The organism is Pseudoalteromonas sp. S3431, from assembly GCF_000690035.1.
Lineage (GTDB): Bacteria > Pseudomonadota > Gammaproteobacteria > Enterobacterales > Alteromonadaceae > Pseudoalteromonas > Pseudoalteromonas fuliginea.
This window is the reverse complement of the sequence record NZ_JJNY01000017.1, coordinates 78,516-96,520: the sequence shown is the minus strand read 5'-3', so window position 1 is coordinate 96,520 and position 18,005 is coordinate 78,516. Positions and strand designations below refer to the sequence as shown.

Genomic DNA, 18,005 nt, shown 5'->3' with positions numbered 1-18,005 from the left:
TTTAGAACAACTAGATAAAAATTTTTTGCCTAGTTCTAGCGTAATTTTCTTAACGTTAAATAGATCTCATATATAAGCAGGTTGGTATTACTTATTTTTTATAAAAATAATTCATTTAATTTATAACAATATGATTTTTAATAATAATTAAAGTACAAAAAAGGAAGTCTTTGTATGTTTTTTAAAAAAAGTCAGTTAGCTATTTCATTAGCGTTTACGCTAGGCCTTGTTGGATGTGGCGGCGATGATAAAGCGAGCGTTGCAGAGCCCGTTGCAGAGTCTGTAGTAGTCAATGCAGACCCAGTGAAGGTAGACCCAGTAGAAGTTAACACCATCTCTCTTACTGGAAAGGTTATTGATGGCTATGTATCTGGTGCAATAGTATGGCTAGATATTGATGGCAATGGTATTTTTGACGAGCAAACAGAACCTTCTGTAGTCTCTGAAGAATCGGGTAATTATAGTTTTAATTTTACAGAAGAGCAGGCGCTGTGTGTGCCGTATTCAACTATGTATGTTGATGTACCTGTTGGCGCAATTGACGAGGATTTAGGAGAGGTAACACAAGCGTATCAAATGTCATTTCCGCCCTCAATTGAGGCTTTGACTGATGAAGATATTCGAAATATATCACCTTTAACAACCGTTATTTGGGAGCAGTTGAGCCTTCAATTACAAAAAAGTGGTAACAATAATTTAAGTTGTGATGCACTTAAGGAAAATATTGAGCTACTTGCAAACCTTCAAAGCGAAATAACAAATGTAATGCAAAACTTGGTTGCGCATTATAATTTGTCGACGGAACAAATTTACTCAGATTTTATCGCTACTAACGACAGCGACGCTTACGACAGAGCACAAGCAATTGTTAAGGGGTTAAAAGCGGCCTATAAATTCAAGCAAGAGCTAGATGCTCAGTTTCCTGATGCAGAAGAAGTAAGAGCAGTGATTTACCAAGACACAGCAAAAGATGCAGAGTATGGGTTTGAAAATGCATGGTACCGCGACAAAGTTATTTTTGCGGGCACTGAGTTTTTTCATGAGCAAGTAAAGCTTAAAAATACAGACGAACTCGATAAAATTGATTTTATTTTAACTCAACTTCAATCAATAGATACGCCTTGGGGCGAAGAGTCGTTAAATGGAAAATTAAGAGTTAGAGATGATGTATACATTAACGTCGATCGTACTTACCGATGCTCTAGTATTGAGAACGTTAGTTTTGAGAAAAGTAATGTGCGTTACAGCGTTGATAATACAAGCCCGTCGGTTAACTTCCCAACAGCGGATGAATGCGTTAGTTCTAATTTAGATACACCGTTCGAGCGAGGTTTTAGCATTAGCTATACTGAGTCAGAATCGTTTTACCAAACTGACTTTGCCTTTAGAGAGGAAAATGCCGACTTTCAAACATTATCTGATTGGGTAAATGTTAAAGACAAAGCTGCTGATTTAGACACTCAAGATTTAGTTACTGTACTCGCTGCTATGCCCTATAAGTTTGATGACGAAACATCTATTGATGCTAGCTTTTGGCGTAAATACAAAACCACAGACAACGTACGTATTATTAAAACAATTGAAGGGCAATGGTTTAGAGAGACTCGCCGAGAAGATGGAACAACGCTGTATGAATGCGGTGAAAACGGTGTTGATTGGGGGCCATGCGAATAGTTTCTCCTTAAAGTATGAATGTTAATTATTTATGCTAATTAACCTGAACTCTGGATAATAAATCTATCTCAAGCGGCTATTTTCAGCGCTTTGGATAAAACGACAAAATGTTCAACATTAAAAACCACGTTAGGTTAATACCTACCGTGGTTTTTTGCTTTTAACTAAATGTCCTTATAAATCATTTGGTTATGTGGTTTTAATCTCAGCTGTAACGCATGTAATATTGGTGTAATAGTAAGATGTTATCCCGTACGCTAAAGTATTTTAGAAGGAACATATTTAAAAATACTTAAATGATCCGTGTTTAAGTTTTTAAGGTGTTCGGGGTATTAATATCTAGGAGAAAACTACAATGCAGCAAGAAGCAATAACTAAACTTAAAAACCGTAACATTAGTCACCTCAAAGCCGATTTAGCGTGCGTAAAAGCAATAGCTCAAGCTGCTATAAATGTTGAGCTTTTCACTATTCCGATTTATATGGTATCGCTTTATTCTATAAAGGGAATGCATCAAATTAACAGTGCCGGAAGTAAACTTTACGCTGGGCGCTGGTGGCCAGGCTCTGGTGCAACGGCCGCAACTAAGGAAAAACCACTAACAACCAATGAAAATGTGTTTAATAAGGTATACAGCGTTTTTATTGAAGAGATGTTGCATCTACAGTTAGCTTCTAATATGGCTAGCACGATAGGTGTCACGCCTATTTTTACAAGTAAAGCATTACAAAGCGACGATTATGGTTGGCATTGTTATAAAGCAAATTCAACATTAATACCGCATATCTTAGATTTTACAGACTGGAAGGGCAAAGATCCTGATTTAAGTAAGTTAACAGTAGAGCTGAGGGCAATGAATGAGGCGCAGGTCGATCTTTTTTTAGCGATTGAAGAAAAAGCTGAGCGTGGACATGAGATGTTATTTAACCCTCCAGTAAAGCGGCAAAACGGCGATGTGGGAACGAAGTATTTTGAATCAGCGCCATTTAATTGGTTTACACCGAGTATGGGAGAAACTGATTTACCATTATTTGGCTCTATTGGTCATATGTACTTGTGTTATTGGGATTACTTAGAGATTACTTATTCCGATGGTAGTCATTTACTATGGCACTTAATTTCACCTGCAAAAGACAATGGCTTACAGCGAGATCAATTTAATAATACCCCACCGAGAGAAGCTAAGCAGTATCCAGGTATTAAAACTGAAATAGAATGTACAACTCAAGATTTGAATAACGTAAAACTACAGCTCATCAATAATATTAATGCTATTACTGACCAAGGTGAAGGTGATGATGTGGTTAAAACGATTATAGAGCGTTGGGTAACTGAGTCTTGGGCGGTTTCGTTTGAGAAAGCTCAAACAAAAAAAGCGGGTATGCTCAGTAGCGTGCAATCTAAGTTTCAGCCGAGTAAAGAGGGCTTAATTAAAGATTACCCAGGGTATGATGATCAAGGAAATCCTACAGCGGCTGCATCAGGCTCTGCTCAAGCACGCTTTGATAATGGGGGGAAAGATCATTTTGAACTATTCGATGAAGTTAAAAGCTTAATAGCTAAAGATGATTATATTACCTGGGATGTATGGCATGAAAATAACCCAGATAAACCTTGGAATGATGCAATGCTAGGTATTGATGGTGCACCTCACCTACCTAAAACATCCGATATTGCAGCGGCTTTAAATCGATTAGGTTCACCAGCAGAAATAGATAATACGTTTACTATTTTTAGCTCTTCTGCTGTTGGTACCATTAAAGGAATTACAACATCACTGAACAAATATTGGGCTGATCCTAAGTCACAATTTCCTTCGCCTGCGATGGGTGGCTCTGGAGATCGTGTTTCTATTTGTTGGGCTGTTACGGGCCGTTGTCCTGATCTAGTTACAGGTATTGAAAATCAAACAAAACAACAGTTGTATCATGCGTGTCAAGGTATGGCGATAGATGAAAGTAGTGGTGATGATAAGAATGTGTGTGCTGATAAATTGGCGTATCACAGCTGTAAAGGGTCGAACGAGTGTAAGACACAAGGTGGTTGTGGCTTTGTGCAAAGCGCAACGGGTGGCGGTAATTGCGGTAGTTCTGCGGCAGCAGGATTAAAAAGCGCGCCAGCAGATAATTTATGTGGCAGTTTGGGAGGTTGCGCTGTGCCTATTTCAGCATCACAACTTTACCCTGCACAAAGTGATGCTAACTATGAAATGCAGTTATATAAATTTGGCGAAGCCCCACACTTTCATGGACAAGAAATACAATGGCCAGAATTAGTTGCAAGAGATATGTTACCTCCTACTGTTGTTGAAAAAAACTCTATGCCTTATCACCAAGGTGAAGCTGTTTACGATGTTGCATGGCGCAGCTACTGTGCTGCAAAAGGTTTGGTGAAAGTGCAAGGTAGTGGCCATAATAAATCCATTCATATTCCTTCATCGCCGGCACCATCTGATATTCGCTTGGTATTACCGCCTTCAACTTAAGCGATTTTTTCAATAGCAAAATTAGTGTAATCAATTCAGTGCACCATTACACAGCTATAAACCGTAAGGCTCCTTTATGGGGGCTTTACTCATTTATAAGGACCAACATTTTGACGAAAAATATGCTTAATTTAGAGCCATTGGGATTTGGGGTTGGATTAAGAACACAGCATTTCCCTTATCTCATGAATGAAAAAGACTGGGGGATTGATTGGTTTGAAATAATTAGTGAAAATTTTATTGATAATTATGGCTATGCTCGTCACGTATTAGAAGAAGTCCGTGCAAAAAAACCGATTGTAATGCATGGTGTGTCAATGAACATTGGCAGTACAGATCCCTTAAATCAGGTATACCTTGAAAAGCTAAAAAAACTTGCTCATGAAATCGAACCTGAATGGATTTCAGATCACCTTTGTTGGACAGGTACAATGGGTGTTAATAGTCACGATCTTTTACCTATGCCACTAACTAAGGAAAGTTTTCAGCATGTGGTTTCAAGAATTCATTATGTGCAAGATTTTTTACAACGCCCATTAATACTTGAAAACCCTTCTAGTTATTTAGAATTTCAACAAAATACTTTTACTGAATGGGACTTTTTATCAGAACTAGTTAATCAAACTGGCTGCGGACTGTTGCTAGATGTAAATAATGTTTATGTGTCATCTTATAATCATGGTTATGACCCTGAAACATTTATTAAAAATCTCCCTCATGATCACATTGTGCAGATACACCTAGCAGGACCTACATTAATGGGAGACTGCCTTATTGATACGCATGACAGACCCGTGCCTGAAAAAGTGTGGTATTTATATCGACTGGCTCAGTCACTTGCTGGCGGTAATATTGCTACTTTACTAGAATGGGATGCCAATATACCTGACTTTCCTACGTTAGTGACTGAATTGAATAAAGCGCGTTCAGTTCTTAGAGGTGCCATGCCAAGCACAGATAATATTTTTAGTACAATGAATGACACAATAGCACTCTCTACTCCAATAGTCCGTTAAATAACATATGGTTAGATCAAAGTATGAATGAAGTAACGCTGAAGAAAACACAAGAATGGATGATGACGATGTTAGTTGTACGTGGCGATCTTAGAGAAAAAGTGATGCAAGCTTCTGCACATACTGATTTATCTTGGGAGTTATTAACCGAAGGTAAAGAAAGGTCAACATTTTTTCGCCGCTTAAACATATATGCTGCAGGGTATGTTATGCGCTTAGTTGAATGCTTAAAATCTGAATATCCAACTCTTGAGAGCTTTATGGGGGAAATAGTTTTTGCAGATTTTGCAAAAGCATACATTGTTACTCTTCCCTCGGAAAAGCCAAGCTTGTATGACTTAGGTGTTGGATTTTCACTGTTTCTTCAAAGTACTCGCCCAGAAGGTAATTATAGCTCTGAGGAGGAAGCCTTTTTTTCTTTGCCGGCTGAAATTTCTCGTGTTGAGCGAGCGCAGGCGGAGGTATCATTAGCTAAAGGATTTGAAGGAGAGCAAGATGAACTCGCTGTATTAGATTTTTTTTCGATACTACAACAAAAGCTTACTGTAAAAACACCTCCTTGTTTACGTTTAGTTGAATTAGCTTACCCAATTATACCATTGATGGAAAAGCTCCAATTACATGATGGATATGATATGCCTGTAGCAAAATTAAATTTTGTCGCTTTGTCTCGTATTAATTATAAATTAAGTACATTAGCGCTTGAATCTTGGCAGTTTGAATTTTTAAAAGTGTGTGAGCAAGAGCCTCTTTTATCAAATTGTATTGAAATTACGTCAAAAATCACTGGTTTAGATAAAGGTGATTTATTAGCGCGTTTATTGTTCTGGCTGCCCAACGCTACTGTGCATGGATTACTTAAAGTAACTTATTAATATAATCAAAAATATCACTTTATTCCGGCTTTTAAATTACAGCTTAAACTCTATTTTATTTATTAAACACTTTTTAATCTGTTTTTTACCTAGCATTACTGTAAAATTATCGGCTTAACATTTGTATAGCAATATTTACAATTGTTATTGCTCGTTAAGTATTTAAACTAATTTAAGTAGAGCTTATGATTTTTTATATTATAGGGTTAAGTTTACTTGTTATTATTTTATGCGTTGCGCTTTATGTAATTTACAGCAATATAAATAAAAGTCGGGTAAGAAAATCCAAGGAATACAACGTACTGTTTGATAAAGATACGATAGTGGATGAACTAATCACTCAACTAACAGAAAAAAATCAAACACAAGAAAACCAACATAAAACAGCTAAAGGTAAAGAAGAAATCCTCGCAACATTTGTTGACTTACATCGCTCTGGTAGCTTTTGCGCACATTTGAGTGAACAGGAAATTATTTACTTTGTGAAAAAGAAATTAAACATGGAGAGTAATAAAAATGGATAGCGAAAAAGCAGTCCCAGCAGTAAAAAGTGACTCATTTATGAGTCGATTTGGTCGTCGTAATGTAATTATAGTGTCATCAATTGTTGTTGTATTGGTAGTGATAGCAACCCTTACATCGCAAGTTGTTTCGTGGAATGAAGCAGATGAGCGTTTAGTACATCAATCGGCTTTTACAGGTAACTTAACCGTAATAAATCAAGCCGGCCCTTATTTAAAAGCGTTTGGTAGTACATCTGCTTATAAAAAAGTAATTTCGATTAATTTTACGGGCGATGCCGGTGCAACAGCAAGCGCAATTGTGCCGTTAATACCAATTCGATTTTTAGATACCACAACGGGCGGCGCACGAGGTGTTTCTCGTTTTAGGTTACCAGGCAATGTACCAGCAGCTGAGTCGGGTGCTCTACGTGGTTTACTTAAAATACACGAAGAGTTTGGTTCACAAGAAACATTAATATCTAATTTATTAATGCGTGCAACCACTGAAAATGTAAAAGCGTCGGCGCGTATGATGTCGGTAGAGCAACACTACTCTGGTGGTAATGGTCAATTAAGCCAAGATTTTGCTGATCAATTAACCAACGGTATTTTTGTTACTGAACAAATTATTAGTACAGGTGAGCGCGATAAATCTGACGATTTAGGTAATTTAAGTAAACAGCAACGTGTCACTATTAATATTAAAGTGGACGATGAAGGTAATACATTGCGTAACGCACCTATTTTAGGCGCTTACGGTATTACAGTAGTTGATGCCAGCATTATTGATATTGACTACGAAAGCAAAGTAAATGCTCGCCTTGAAGCCCAAAAGCAAGCAGCTGCTGATGAAGCACTAGCGCGTCAAAATCTTAAAAAAGCTGAGCAACAAGCACGTACTGAAGTGGCTTTAGGTGAACAAGCAATTGCTAAGCAACGTGCTGAATCTGAAAAGCTAAAAATCAAAGAGCAAATTGATGCTGAACGAATTAAGGCAAATGCTATTATTTCTGCGCAGCAACGAGTGGCTGTAAAAGCGGAGCTTGCAAAAGAGCAAGAAGAGATTTTAAAGCAACAACGTTTAGAAGCATTAGGTATGGACGTTTTAGCTGAGGCTCGTTTAAGAGCTAAATCTGCGGCACTTGATCCAAAGTATGTATTTGATGAAACGCTAAAAGCAGAAGTTAAAATTCAAACCGCCTTATTTACAAGCTTAGGTAATAGCCGTTTAGTGCCTGAAATTGTAATAGGCGCAGGCCAAGGCGAGCAAAGTAATGGCTCTGAATTTATGCGTTTATTAGCCGCCGATGCTGCATTAAGCCTTAAAAAGCGTTTAGAAAAAGAGAAAAAATAAACGATTAGTTAAGTATTGAACAAACAAAAAAACGTTGGCTGATTCGCATTGGCCAGCGTTTTTTATTGCGTAAATTTTGTTATTGTATGGTGCAGCTTAGCTTGTGAAAACAAGCTTTTTAAATTATGAAATAAAAGAGTGAGCAGTACTTATGGATTCCAGTAATCAATTTATTTTAGATTTAGGGCAAGAGCATATTACCATTCAGCGACGATATGAAGCGCTGGGAGCGTTTAACGATTTTTTGATTGCTGTATGGTTTTTAATTGGCAGTTTTTTCTTTTTAAATGACTCACTAATAGAAAGTGGCACATGGTTGTTTATAGCGGGCAGTGCCCAATTGCTTATAAAACCTGTTTTGAAGTTGATCAGCTTAGTACATGTTAGTCGGGTATTTCATTCAAATAAAACAGCATAAACACGACTCATGATGAGTTCAGTTATTATGGCTAATAATTTACCAATATAAGTTATTTAAATATCAAGGATAGAGCATTGAAAGTACTTAAGTGGATTGCAATTGGCATTGCTACTGTATTGATTATAGGCTTACTAATTCCCGAAAAAATAATGATTCCGGTACAAGGTGCCACAAGTAAAGATTGGAACCATAACACGTTTTGGTACGAGCCTTGGGGTAGGTCGGGCGTGCACAAAGGAATTGATATTTTTGGCATAAAGAACACTCCTGTAGTTGCCTCAACAAATGGTGTTGTTATATTTGCAGGTGAGTTAAGCCGAGGTGGTAAAGCGGTTGCTGTACTTGGGCCAAAATGGCGCGTGCATTATTTTGCACATTTAAATGAGTACAGTGTAAGTGCTGGCGATACAGTGAGCATAAACAGTCAAATTGGTTTACTGGGCGATACTGGAAATGCTGCAGGAAAACAGCCTCATGTGCATTATTCTATTTTATCATTAGTGCCCATGCCGTGGCTTTTTACAACGCAAAATCAAGGGTGGAAAAAGATGTTTTTTTTGAGCCCACATAAAAAATTAACGATTAAGTGACCATTGTATTTACTATAAAATGACCTTTTTAATTTAGCTGTTAATCCCGTATAAAATGGGCTTAACAGCTTCAAAGTAATAAATTTTAATTGTTAATACTGATTTTTCGTTTACTGCATTGCTACTGCGAGCTGGTGGTATAAACCAATACCAACAATCACATTAAACGGGAAAGTTACACCGAGTGAACTCAGCATAGCAAGACCAATATCGGCTTTAGGGATTGCCGCCTTTATTGCAGCGGGTGCGGCTATGTATGAGGCGCTGGCTACTAAGCTGCCTAAAATAACTACCGAGCCTAATTCTAAATTTAAAAGTGTGCCTACTGCTGTGCCAATCGTGCCTAAAAATAGCGGGGTGACGATAGCAAATACCGCTAGTTTCCAATGCTTCCAAGGGATAGGGCGTAGAGTTTGCGCGGCGACTAAACCCATTTCTAGTAAAAATAATGCAAGTACAACTTTAAAGCTACTGGTTAAAAGACTAGTTACCTGGCTGCCTTGCACCGTGCCGTACATCATACCTATTACTACACCGCCAACGAGTAAAATCACACTTTTGTTCGTGAGAGTTTCGTGCCAAAGGGCTTTTAACGACAGCTCATTATTTTGGCCGTTTTCTTTATCAAGCTTCCGGTAAAGCAATAAACCAACAATGATTGCTGGGAGTTCTAGCATCACTAAATAAAGGGTTACTTCTGCGCCTACAACTAACTTAGCTGACTCGGCATAGGCCAGCGCAACAGCAAATGTACCTGCACTCACTGAGCCGTAATGTGCAGCAATGCTGGCGCTATTAGCAACAGAGAGTTTAATAACGTATTTTAAAATAGGGTAAAGCGTAAGGGGTATAAGTGCACCAAGGAGCATAACCGATCCCATTTCGGGAAGTAGTTGCCAGCTTAAGTTACCGTGCAGCACCATACCGCCTTTTAAGCCGATAGTTAACATGAGCAATAAGCTTAGTGTGTCGTAGGTGGCTTTTGGAATGGCCAAATCAGAGCGTAAAATACCCGCTACTAATCCTAAAATAAAAAACATAACAACGATATCTGGCACTGGCTTTCCTTACTAGGTGGTAAATTAAGTAGCGCTATTGTAGATAAAACTTTGTATAGTAAATAATAAAATAAATACGAGTTAGTTATAGGTTTTTATCTATGAGTTGCTTATTAGGTAACTATTATTAGGTACATTATGAGGTAGGTATGGATTTACGGCATATATCGTTTAGGTTGCTTGAAGTATTTATGAGCGTGGTTAAAACGGGTTCAATAAGCGAAACCGCAAGGCGCTTACACTTAACACAGCCTACGGTATCGCTACAAATAAAGCGATTACAAGAAGCGGTAGGCGAGCCACTACTTCTTATACAACAGCAAAAGCTACACGTGACCGATGCAGGGCTTGAGCTATTTAAAACATGCCAACAGGTATTTGGACATTTTGAAGACTACCAAGATTTTTTAACCGAGCTTAATGGTGGATCGCGCGGCCGTTGTAAAATTGCAATGGTTAATACGGCGCAATATATTTTACCAAAACTACTTGGACCTTATAGTAATTTACATCCCCATGTTGAGCTCCCGCTTGAAATAGGTAACAGGGCTGAGGTGCTTGATAGGTTTGAGCGAGGGGAAGACGATATTTATGTATTTAGCCACCCGCCGTCGCTTGAACACGCACAAGCTGCGCGTTTTTTGCATAATCCACTGGAATTTATAGTGCCGCTAAACCATCCGTTAGCTCATGTAAAAGCCGTTAAATTAACTGATTTAATGCAGTATCGTTTTTTACTACGAGAAAATGGCTCAGCAACACGTATGTTATTTGAAAGCGAGTTACAAAGCCGAGGGTTAGTGCTGAGCGATAGCGTGCAAATGGCGAGTAATGAAGCAATACGCGTCGCGGTTGCATCGGGTATGGGTATTGCGGTTTTATCACGCCATGTTCTTGCAACAGACGATACTAGTTTTAAAGTGTTAAACGTAACCGATACCCATTTAGCGAGTCATTGGTATTTTGTAATGCGAACAGATAGGTACATATCGCATGCTGCACGTAACTTTTTAAAGTTTGCGCAGCAGCACGTAGAGCAATATTTAGATACGCAGTGGGTGCGCAATGAGTTACATAATTTAGATTTAAACTAGATTTAAATTAGGTTTAAAGTTAATTAATATCCGGTGTTGAGTCTCTTAAAATAAGCTTTGGCTGAAACACGCGCTTTACTGCTATGCCGCTTTTTTTATAAATATCTTTAAGTACTAAGTTAGCCGCAGCTCGGCCCATTTCGGGAACTGGGTTATCTATTGTAGTCAGTGTTGGGTAGAGGTAATTGGTAAAAATTACGTTATCGAACCCAATAATGGCTAAATCTTTTGGTAGGTTAAAACCGTGTTCGCGGGCGTATTTCATAGCACCCGATGCCATTTCGTCATTGGCACATACAAGGGCAGTTATTTGCGCTTTATTTTGAATAAAATGCCTTAATCCGTCGCTGCCGCCGGTTTCTTTAAAGTCGCCTATGTAAAATAGGTTTTCGTCAAAGGTTAGGTTGTACTCTGCTAGGGCTTGTTTGTGACCTTTTAAACGGTTTGACGCGTCTTCTTTAAACTGCGGGCCTGCTATGTACGCAATGTTTTTATGACCTTTGTTGATCATGGCTTTAGTGGCTAAGTAGCCGCCCATTACGTTGTCGAGGCTAATGCAGTTTTCTTCAATTTCTTTAACGTAGCGGCTCATTAAGTAAATAGGGGTTTTGCCTTTACTTAACTCAATTAGGTACTCGTTTGATACCGCTTCTACGTGGGCAATAATAGCGTCGCAATTACGGCCTATTAAAAATTCAAAGCCGCTTTTTTCTTTTTTCTCGTCACTGTGTCCAGGGGTAATAATCACGTGTTTACCCGCGATACGAAGGTGCTCTTCAATGGCTGACATCATTTGACCAAAAAACGGACCATCCAACTCAGAAACTAAAATACCGACGCTGTTTGTAGTGCTAGACGCCAAAGAGCGAGCAATAGAACTTGGCTGATAGCCTAGCTCTTTCATTGCTTCTAATACCTTTTTTTTAGTTTTTTTGCTTACGTAGTCGTTGTCGTTAAGTACCCTTGAAACAGTTGATAAAGACACACCTGCCATTTCTGATACTTGATAAATTGTCGCCATTGATGTCCTAGCTTATATGTGTTTTTAATCGCGCTTTATAAAATATAAAGCGCGAAGGGTCATTAAAAGTTAATTTACACATTACTGCGTCTAATTGCTAAGTCTTCTGTTATTTTTTGCGTCATCGCTGAAGTAAGCGGATAAATAAGCATCAATGCGGCGCCTAAAAAAGCAAATGCGGCAGGTATCCAGCTCATAAGTAACTGCATACCAGGTAGGGCTTGCGTAATTGTTAGCTCATCCATACCGTTATAGCCGTAGCCTGCAAGTACCACTAATACTAATGCACCGGCAAAACCACCACCGGTTTTTTGCACAAATGTACCCGCAGAATAAATAAGGCCTGTAGCGCGGCGTTTGTTTTTCCACTCTGAATAATCGGCTGAATCACCAAGCATACTAAAAAATAATGTTGGCATCATCGCGGCAAAAAATTCAGCAGCGCAACCAAAGGTAAATACAGCGACCAGGTTATCGCTAGGCACCCAGTAAAATGCAGTAGTGAGTATGCCGCTTAGCATTAATGATGCTATAAATAGGTTTCGTTTACCCATAATTTCGGCCAGTTTACCCGTGGCAAGTGCGCCTAATATAGATACAACCAACAAGGCAATAAAGTATTGCCCAGCCATAAGTTCATTGGCTACGTGGTACTTAAAGTAGTACGCAATTACACCGTATTTTATGCCATTAAACATCATGGTTAAAAAACCAATGCCGAGTAATACCAGCCAAGGTTTGTTGGTCAGAAGATCAACCATGTCGCGCTGTGAACCTGTTAGGCTTTGCTTATCTTTATTGAGTAATTTTTTAATAACGAATGTCATTGCAGCCATAACAAGGGCAAAAAATACCCCGCTGTATAAATCGCGGTAATAAAAAAACAGGGTGGTAGCAAGCAAAGGTAGGATTATAAATGGCAGGCTTTTGGTTAAATCAAACAATTCTGATTTTAAATTCCCTTCATTTGAGGCGTGCGGTGTTACACGCTCTTTGGTAGTCGCAAACGTTATAATCATTAAAATAATAAGTAAGCTGGCAAATAAGTACATAGTAAGCTGATAGCCTTTGGCGTTGTCGCCACCACCAAAAAATGCCACTAGCTCAGGTAAAAAACCCATAACCAATAAGCCACCAGTAAACGCACCTGCAAACCTAAAACCAGAGAGCTTTGTGCGTTCTGTATCGTCTGGTGTCATTACGCCCATAAGTGCCGAGTAGGGCACGTTACTTACGGTGTAAGCAAGCGTTAAACCTATGTAAGTTACGTAAGCATAAATAAGTTTATTGGTGGTGCTAAAGTCGGGTGTAGTAAAACACAACACCATAAACAAGCCCAAAAACGGTGCCGAGTAGAGTATCCACGGGCGAAATTTACCAAAGCGCGACTGCGTTCTGTCGGCAATCATACCCATAATAATGTCGGTTACGCCATCTGATAGCCTTACCACCAAAAACAGCATGGCAGCGGCGGCTGCCGATATGCCAAATGTATCGGTGTAAAACACCGCTAAATAAGCAAGCGCGCCGCGCCATACTAAGTTAGCGCCGGCATCGCCCATGGCGTAACCGACTTTTTCGTATAAAGGGAGTTTGTTCACTGTGTGTGTTCTTATTGTTATAAGCCGATAAATTATCGGCTAGTTATTAGGTTACTGTACGCTTTACCGCTGGATTTAACAGTTCGTTTTTGTGTGTTGTAGTCTACGTGTACTATTCCAAAGCGCTTTAAATATCCTTCTGCCCATTCAAAGTTATCCATTAGGCTCCACGCAAAGTAACCATCTACTTTTACGCCTTGCTCGGTTGCGTTATGTAGGGCATTTAAATGCTCGTGGTAATATTCAATACGGTCGTTGTCTCTCACTTCACCGTCTTTAAATTCGTCAGCCATGGCTGCGCCATTTTCGGTAATATAAATAGGTGGTAGGGTGTATTTTTCGTTTAACGATACAAGTAATTCTGTAAGCGCTTTAGGATAAATTTCCCAGCCTATATCGGTCATTGGCGCTTTATGTGGCAGCTCATGGTAAAAGTCGGTTTCGCTTGCTTGATAATGCATGCGGGTATAAAAGTTAACCCCTAGGTAATCTAGCGGTTGAGCAATTATTTCCATGTCGCCATCTAAAATATCTGGGCGGTGGGCTTTAGGTAATTGCTTAATAATATCAGGGTATTTACCTTGCATTACAGGTTGCATGTACCATTGGTTTATATAGTCATCAGCAAATGCAGTGGCTTTTAAATCTTCTTCACTTTGGGTAACGGAGTAACAAGGCGTAAAGTTAAGCACAATACCGTTTAGCGTGTTTGGGCTATTTTTAGCAAGTACTTGCATAGCTAAACCGTGACCTAGTAATAAGTGGTGCGCGGCTTTACGACCAAATTCGCGACCTACAATGCCAGGCGCATGTACGCCAATTTCGTAACCTAAGTAAGAGCTGCAAAAAGGCTCGTTTAAGGTGGCGTAAGAGTGCACACGTTCCCCAAATGCTTTGGTAATTAAATCTGTGTAATGGGCAAATTCGTAAGCGGTGTTACGGTTTAGCCAGCCACCTTCGTCTTCAATATGTTGTGGTAAATCCCAGTGATACAGCGTTACAAAAGCTTTAATGTTACGGCGTTTTAATTCATCTAAAATGTCGGTATAAAACTTAACGCCTGTCGGGTTTAAGTGACCATTTTTAGTCATTACGCGTGGCCACGAAATCGAAAGTCTGTAAGCGTCTACACCTAATGATTCAATTAAGTTTATATCGTCTTTCCAGCGAGTGTAGTGCTCGCAGGCTACATCGCCATTTGAATTGTCGACTATTTTGCCTTCTTTACTGCAAAAGGTATCCCAAATACATGGCAAGCGATCAGCTGCGCCGCCTTCAATTTGAAATGAGGCCGTAGCTACACCATAAGTAAAATTTTTGGCTAAAAGTGGTGAGCCACTAGGTAAAGATAATTGTTTCATTAAGAGAAAACCTCTGCTTCTTTTTGGTAAAGTTTGCTTTGTATAGAGCGTATATTAAATTTATCATTGGAAGCGCTTCCATATTTAATTTGATTAATCACTAAGTATGGTATTTAATAACTTTAAGGAAGCGCTTCCATATTTAGGTTAGTGGCTATTGTTAAACAGGTCAATAGTTAAATTTAAATAACAAATAGGCGCTCACAAAATCACACTGACACAACACAGGGCTATAAAAATGAAAAAAAGCTTAAACACTAACAGGTTACACATGCTCCCCATTTTAATTGGAGGATTGTGCGTTTTAAGTGGGTGTAATAAACAAGAGATTAACGCAAATAATAGCCAAGGCGACGTAGTAAAAAAGACTGAGCATGAGCAAGGTGATTTATCACTTTGGCCAACGCTTAAAAGCAAAGTAGTTAAAACGCCTGAAATTGAAAATACGATTGCACAGTACTTAAAAACAATGACGCTTGAGCAAAAAGTAGCGCAGATGATCCAACCTGAAATTCGCGATATAACTGCTGCAGACATGCGCAAATATGGTTTTGGTTCGTATTTAAATGGCGGTGGCTCGTTCCCGAATGCTAATAAGCATGCAACGCCTGCAGATTGGATAACGCTTGCTGAAAGCATGTATCAGGCCTCGGTTGATGACTCAATTGATGGCAGTAAAATTCCAACCATGTGGGGCACCGATGCCGTACATGGCCATAATAATGTGATTGGGGCGACGTTATTCCCTCACAATATTGGTTTAGGTGCTGCTAATAACCCCGCATTAATTGAGCGAATTGCAGCAGCTACTGCAATAGAGGTAATGGCAACAGGCATAGATTGGGTGTTTGCACCGACTGTTGCGGTTGTGCGCGACGACCGATGGGGCAGAACGTACGAAGGCTACTCAGAAGACCCTGCAATTATACGTGAGTATTCAGCCGCAATTGTAAACGGATTGCAAGGCAGAGCCGATGAGGACTTTTTAAGTGATAAACGCGTAATTAGTACCGTTAAGCACTTTTTAGGCGATGGCGGCACTGTAGATGGTGACGATCAAGGCAATAACATTGATAGCGAAGAGGTGTTATATAATATTCATGCGCAAGGTTATATAGGTGGCTTAACAGCAGGTAGTCAGTCGGTTATGGCATCGTTTAATAGCTGGAATGGTAAAAAAAATCACGGCAATAAATACTTACTTACCGATGTGTTAAAAACAAAAATGGGTTTTGATGGCTTTGTTGTAGGAGATTGGAACGGGCACGGACAAGTTGCCGGCTGTACAAATGAAAGCTGCCCGCAAGCTGTTAATGCCGGGCTTGATATTTTTATGGTGCCAACGGGTGCTTGGAAGCCACTTTATGAAAATACAATTAAACAAGTAAAAGCGGGCACAATAACAATGGCGCGAATAGATGACGCCGTAGCACGTATTTTACGCGTTAAATTACGCGCGGGTTTATTTGATAAGCCTAGCCCCGCAAATCGAAAATATTCAGGTAAATTAGAACTAATAGGCGCACCTGCACATCGCGATATTGCCCGCCAAGCGGTACAAGAGTCGTTAGTACTGCTTAAAAACAACAACCATTTATTACCGCTTAACCCGTCTAGTAACATACTGATTGCAGGCGATGCGGCCGACAACATAGGCAAGCAATCGGGCGGTTGGAGCATTACGTGGCAGGGAACTAATAATCAAAATGCAGATTTCCCAGGGGGAACGTCTGTTTATGCGGGGCTAAAAACACAAATAGAGGCTGCTGGCGGTAACGCTATTTTAAGCCCAACGGGTGAATTTAATACCAAACCCGATGTAGCCATTGTTGTATTTGGTGAAGAACCGTACGCAGAAGGACATGGCGATAAGGACAACCTTGAGTTTGAACGTAACAATAAACGCTCTCTTAAAATATTAAAAACATTAAAGCAGCAAGGTATTGCGGTGGTATCGGTGTTTATATCGGGCAGACCAATGTGGGTTAACAGCGAGCTAAACGCGTCAGATGCATTTGTAGCAGCATGGCTTCCTGGCACTGAAGGACAAGGTATTGCTGATGTTTTATTAGCGGATGCAAGTGGGCAGGTACAATACGACTTTAAAGGTAAGTTGTCTTTCTCGTGGCCTAAATCGCCACTTCAAACCGCAGTAAATAAGGGCGATGCTGATTACTCACCATTATTACCCTATGGCTTTGGCTTAACGTATAAAGATGAAAGTACGCTTGCCAATAATCTAAATGAAGACTCAGGTGTTGATATTAGTAACCTTGTGCCGCTATCTATATTTAATGGCAGCTTTAAAACACCGTGGCGTTTGTTTTTAAATTCAACCAGCGAGCAGCACCAAGTAGCAAGTAACAGTGTAAAGCTTGGCGGCATTACTTATCGCACTGAAGACAAAGCGATTCAAGAAGATGCAATGCAGTTTAATTTTGATGGCACTGCAGCCAGCTATATCGAAATTAATAGTAACTTTACCGAAGATAAAGTAGCCTACATTGAAGCTAATTCGGCCCTTAGCTTTAGCTATAAAGTAAACCAAATACCTAGCTCACAGACATACCTTGCAATGAAATGCGAACAAGGCTGTGGTGGCGAGCTTGATATTACCAATGAGCTTAAAAATGCTGATTTAAATACATGGCAAACCATGCGTATAGATTTAACGTGCTTTGCTAAAAAGGGCGTTGATTTTGCCAGAGTAACCAGCCCTTTTATTATTAAAACGGCAGGCGAGCTTAGCGTTTCAGTTGCAGATATCAGCTTTGAACCACAAGGCGCTAAAACAGCAAAAATAAAGTGTGAGTAGTAGAGTGCTTATAAGTTAAGTTTATTGTGTGTTGTCTCAAAGCCCTAAGGGCGTGTTGATCTTTGTGGATTGAAATTTGTTCAATCTAGGGGCGATTTAATCGCGGCGCGAGGTTTGTAACCTAGTGGGCTAAGTAA

General features: G+C 39.5%; 14 protein-coding genes. 10 read left to right on the top strand and 4 right to left on the bottom strand.

Annotated elements, in window-relative coordinates; genetic code table 11:
• Positions 1–174 precede the first annotated feature (174 nt).
• The 8 genes from DO88_RS13745 to DO88_RS13780 all read left to right on the top strand — a co-directional run bounded on the left by DO88_RS13745 (position 175) and on the right by DO88_RS13780 (position 8,918).
• A complete protein-coding gene (locus tag DO88_RS13745) occupies positions 175–1,674 on the top strand; it encodes a hypothetical protein (protein ID WP_033038352.1) in 1,500 nt (499 codons plus the stop codon).
• 355 nt (positions 1,675–2,029) lie between these two features.
• The gene (locus tag DO88_RS13750) at positions 2,030–4,159 is read left to right on the top strand and encodes a ferritin-like domain-containing protein (RefSeq protein WP_033038350.1); all 2,130 of its coding nucleotides are present in this window, start codon (positions 2,030–2,032) and stop codon (positions 4,157–4,159) included.
• Between the two features lie 110 nt (positions 4,160–4,269).
• Positions 4,270–5,175 carry an MNIO family bufferin maturase gene (gene bufB / locus DO88_RS13755; protein ID WP_033038348.1) on the top strand — a complete coding sequence of 302 codons (906 nt, stop codon included), beginning with the start codon at positions 4,270–4,272 and terminating at the stop codon, positions 5,173–5,175.
• Between the two features lie 23 nt (positions 5,176–5,198).
• Positions 5,199–6,050 (top strand): HvfC/BufC N-terminal domain-containing protein, encoded by an 852-nt coding sequence (locus tag DO88_RS13760; protein ID WP_084166011.1) that lies wholly within the window; start codon positions 5,199–5,201, stop codon positions 6,048–6,050.
• A gap of 185 nt (positions 6,051–6,235) precedes the next feature.
• The gene (locus DO88_RS13765; protein ID WP_033038344.1) at positions 6,236–6,574 is read left to right on the top strand and encodes a hypothetical protein; all 339 of its coding nucleotides are present in this window, start codon (positions 6,236–6,238) and stop codon (positions 6,572–6,574) included.
• A complete protein-coding gene (locus tag DO88_RS13770; protein ID WP_033038342.1) occupies positions 6,567–7,907 on the top strand; it encodes an SPFH domain-containing protein in 1,341 nt (446 codons plus the stop codon). Before DO88_RS13765 ends, DO88_RS13770 begins: the two co-directional genes overlap by 8 nt.
• Before the next feature lie 151 nt (positions 7,908–8,058).
• Positions 8,059–8,325, top strand: a complete 267-nt coding sequence (locus DO88_RS13775) for a YrhK family protein (protein ID WP_033038340.1) — start codon at positions 8,059–8,061, stop codon at positions 8,323–8,325.
• Positions 8,326–8,402: 77 nt separating this feature from the next.
• Positions 8,403–8,918: a M23 family metallopeptidase gene (locus DO88_RS13780; RefSeq protein ID WP_033038338.1), complete on the top strand. Its 516-nt coding sequence runs from the start codon at positions 8,403–8,405 to the stop codon at positions 8,916–8,918.
• Positions 8,919–9,028: 110 nt separating this feature from the next.
• Here the strand turns inward: DO88_RS13780 and DO88_RS13785 are convergent, their stop codons facing one another.
• On the bottom strand, positions 9,029–9,976 hold the full coding sequence (locus DO88_RS13785) for a sodium-dependent bicarbonate transport family permease (protein ID WP_007375489.1): 948 nt from the start codon (positions 9,974–9,976) through the stop codon (positions 9,029–9,031).
• Between the two features lie 149 nt (positions 9,977–10,125).
• Here DO88_RS13785 and DO88_RS13790 point away from each other — a divergent pair, with 149 nt between their 5' ends.
• The gene (locus tag DO88_RS13790) at positions 10,126–11,070 is read left to right on the top strand and encodes a LysR family transcriptional regulator (protein WP_033028755.1); all 945 of its coding nucleotides are present in this window, start codon (positions 10,126–10,128) and stop codon (positions 11,068–11,070) included.
• A 19-nt stretch (positions 11,071–11,089) separates the two neighbouring features.
• Here the strand turns inward: DO88_RS13790 and DO88_RS13795 are convergent, their stop codons facing one another.
• From DO88_RS13795 to DO88_RS13805, 3 genes are all read right to left on the bottom strand, one after another.
• The gene (locus DO88_RS13795) at positions 11,090–12,091 is read right to left on the bottom strand and encodes a LacI family DNA-binding transcriptional regulator (RefSeq protein WP_033038336.1); all 1,002 of its coding nucleotides are present in this window, start codon (positions 12,089–12,091) and stop codon (positions 11,090–11,092) included.
• A gap of 74 nt (positions 12,092–12,165) precedes the next feature.
• Positions 12,166–13,692, bottom strand: a complete 1,527-nt coding sequence (locus DO88_RS13800) for an MFS transporter (protein WP_033038334.1) — start codon at positions 13,690–13,692, stop codon at positions 12,166–12,168.
• Positions 13,693–13,724: 32 nt separating this feature from the next.
• Positions 13,725–15,053, bottom strand: coding sequence for a GH1 family beta-glucosidase (locus DO88_RS13805; RefSeq protein ID WP_033038333.1), 1,329 nt, complete (start codon positions 15,051–15,053; stop codon positions 13,725–13,727).
• A 238-nt stretch (positions 15,054–15,291) separates the two neighbouring features.
• Here DO88_RS13805 and DO88_RS13810 point away from each other — a divergent pair, with 238 nt between their 5' ends.
• Complete coding sequence (locus tag DO88_RS13810) at positions 15,292–17,868, top strand: glycoside hydrolase family 3 protein (protein WP_033038332.1); 2,577 nt, start codon at positions 15,292–15,294, stop codon at positions 17,866–17,868.
• Positions 17,869–18,005 lie beyond the last annotated feature (137 nt).

What these genes read in the sequence shown, in the direction of transcription:
- DO88_RS13745 (WP_033038352.1), top strand. Translation starts at nt 175, where the DNA reads ATGTTTTTTAAAAAAAGTCAGTTAGCTATTTCATTAGCGTTTACGCTA.
- DO88_RS13750 (WP_033038350.1), top strand. Translation starts at nt 2,030, where the DNA reads ATGCAGCAAGAAGCAATAACTAAACTTAAAAACCGTAACATTAGTCAC.
- DO88_RS13760 (WP_084166011.1), top strand. Translation starts at nt 5,199, where the DNA reads ATGAATGAAGTAACGCTGAAGAAAACACAAGAATGGATGATGACGATG.
- DO88_RS13765 (WP_033038344.1), top strand. Translation starts at nt 6,236, where the DNA reads ATGATTTTTTATATTATAGGGTTAAGTTTACTTGTTATTATTTTATGC.
- DO88_RS13770 (WP_033038342.1), top strand. Translation starts at nt 6,567, where the DNA reads ATGGATAGCGAAAAAGCAGTCCCAGCAGTAAAAAGTGACTCATTTATG.
- DO88_RS13775 (WP_033038340.1), top strand. Translation starts at nt 8,059, where the DNA reads ATGGATTCCAGTAATCAATTTATTTTAGATTTAGGGCAAGAGCATATT.
- DO88_RS13790 (WP_033028755.1), top strand. Translation starts at nt 10,126, where the DNA reads ATGGATTTACGGCATATATCGTTTAGGTTGCTTGAAGTATTTATGAGC.
- DO88_RS13795 (WP_033038336.1), bottom strand. Translation starts at nt 12,091, where the DNA reads ATGGCGACAATTTATCAAGTATCAGAAATGGCAGGTGTGTCTTTATCA.
- DO88_RS13805 (WP_033038333.1), bottom strand. Translation starts at nt 15,053, where the DNA reads ATGAAACAATTATCTTTACCTAGTGGCTCACCACTTTTAGCCAAAAAT.
- DO88_RS13810 (WP_033038332.1), top strand. Translation starts at nt 15,292, where the DNA reads ATGAAAAAAAGCTTAAACACTAACAGGTTACACATGCTCCCCATTTTA.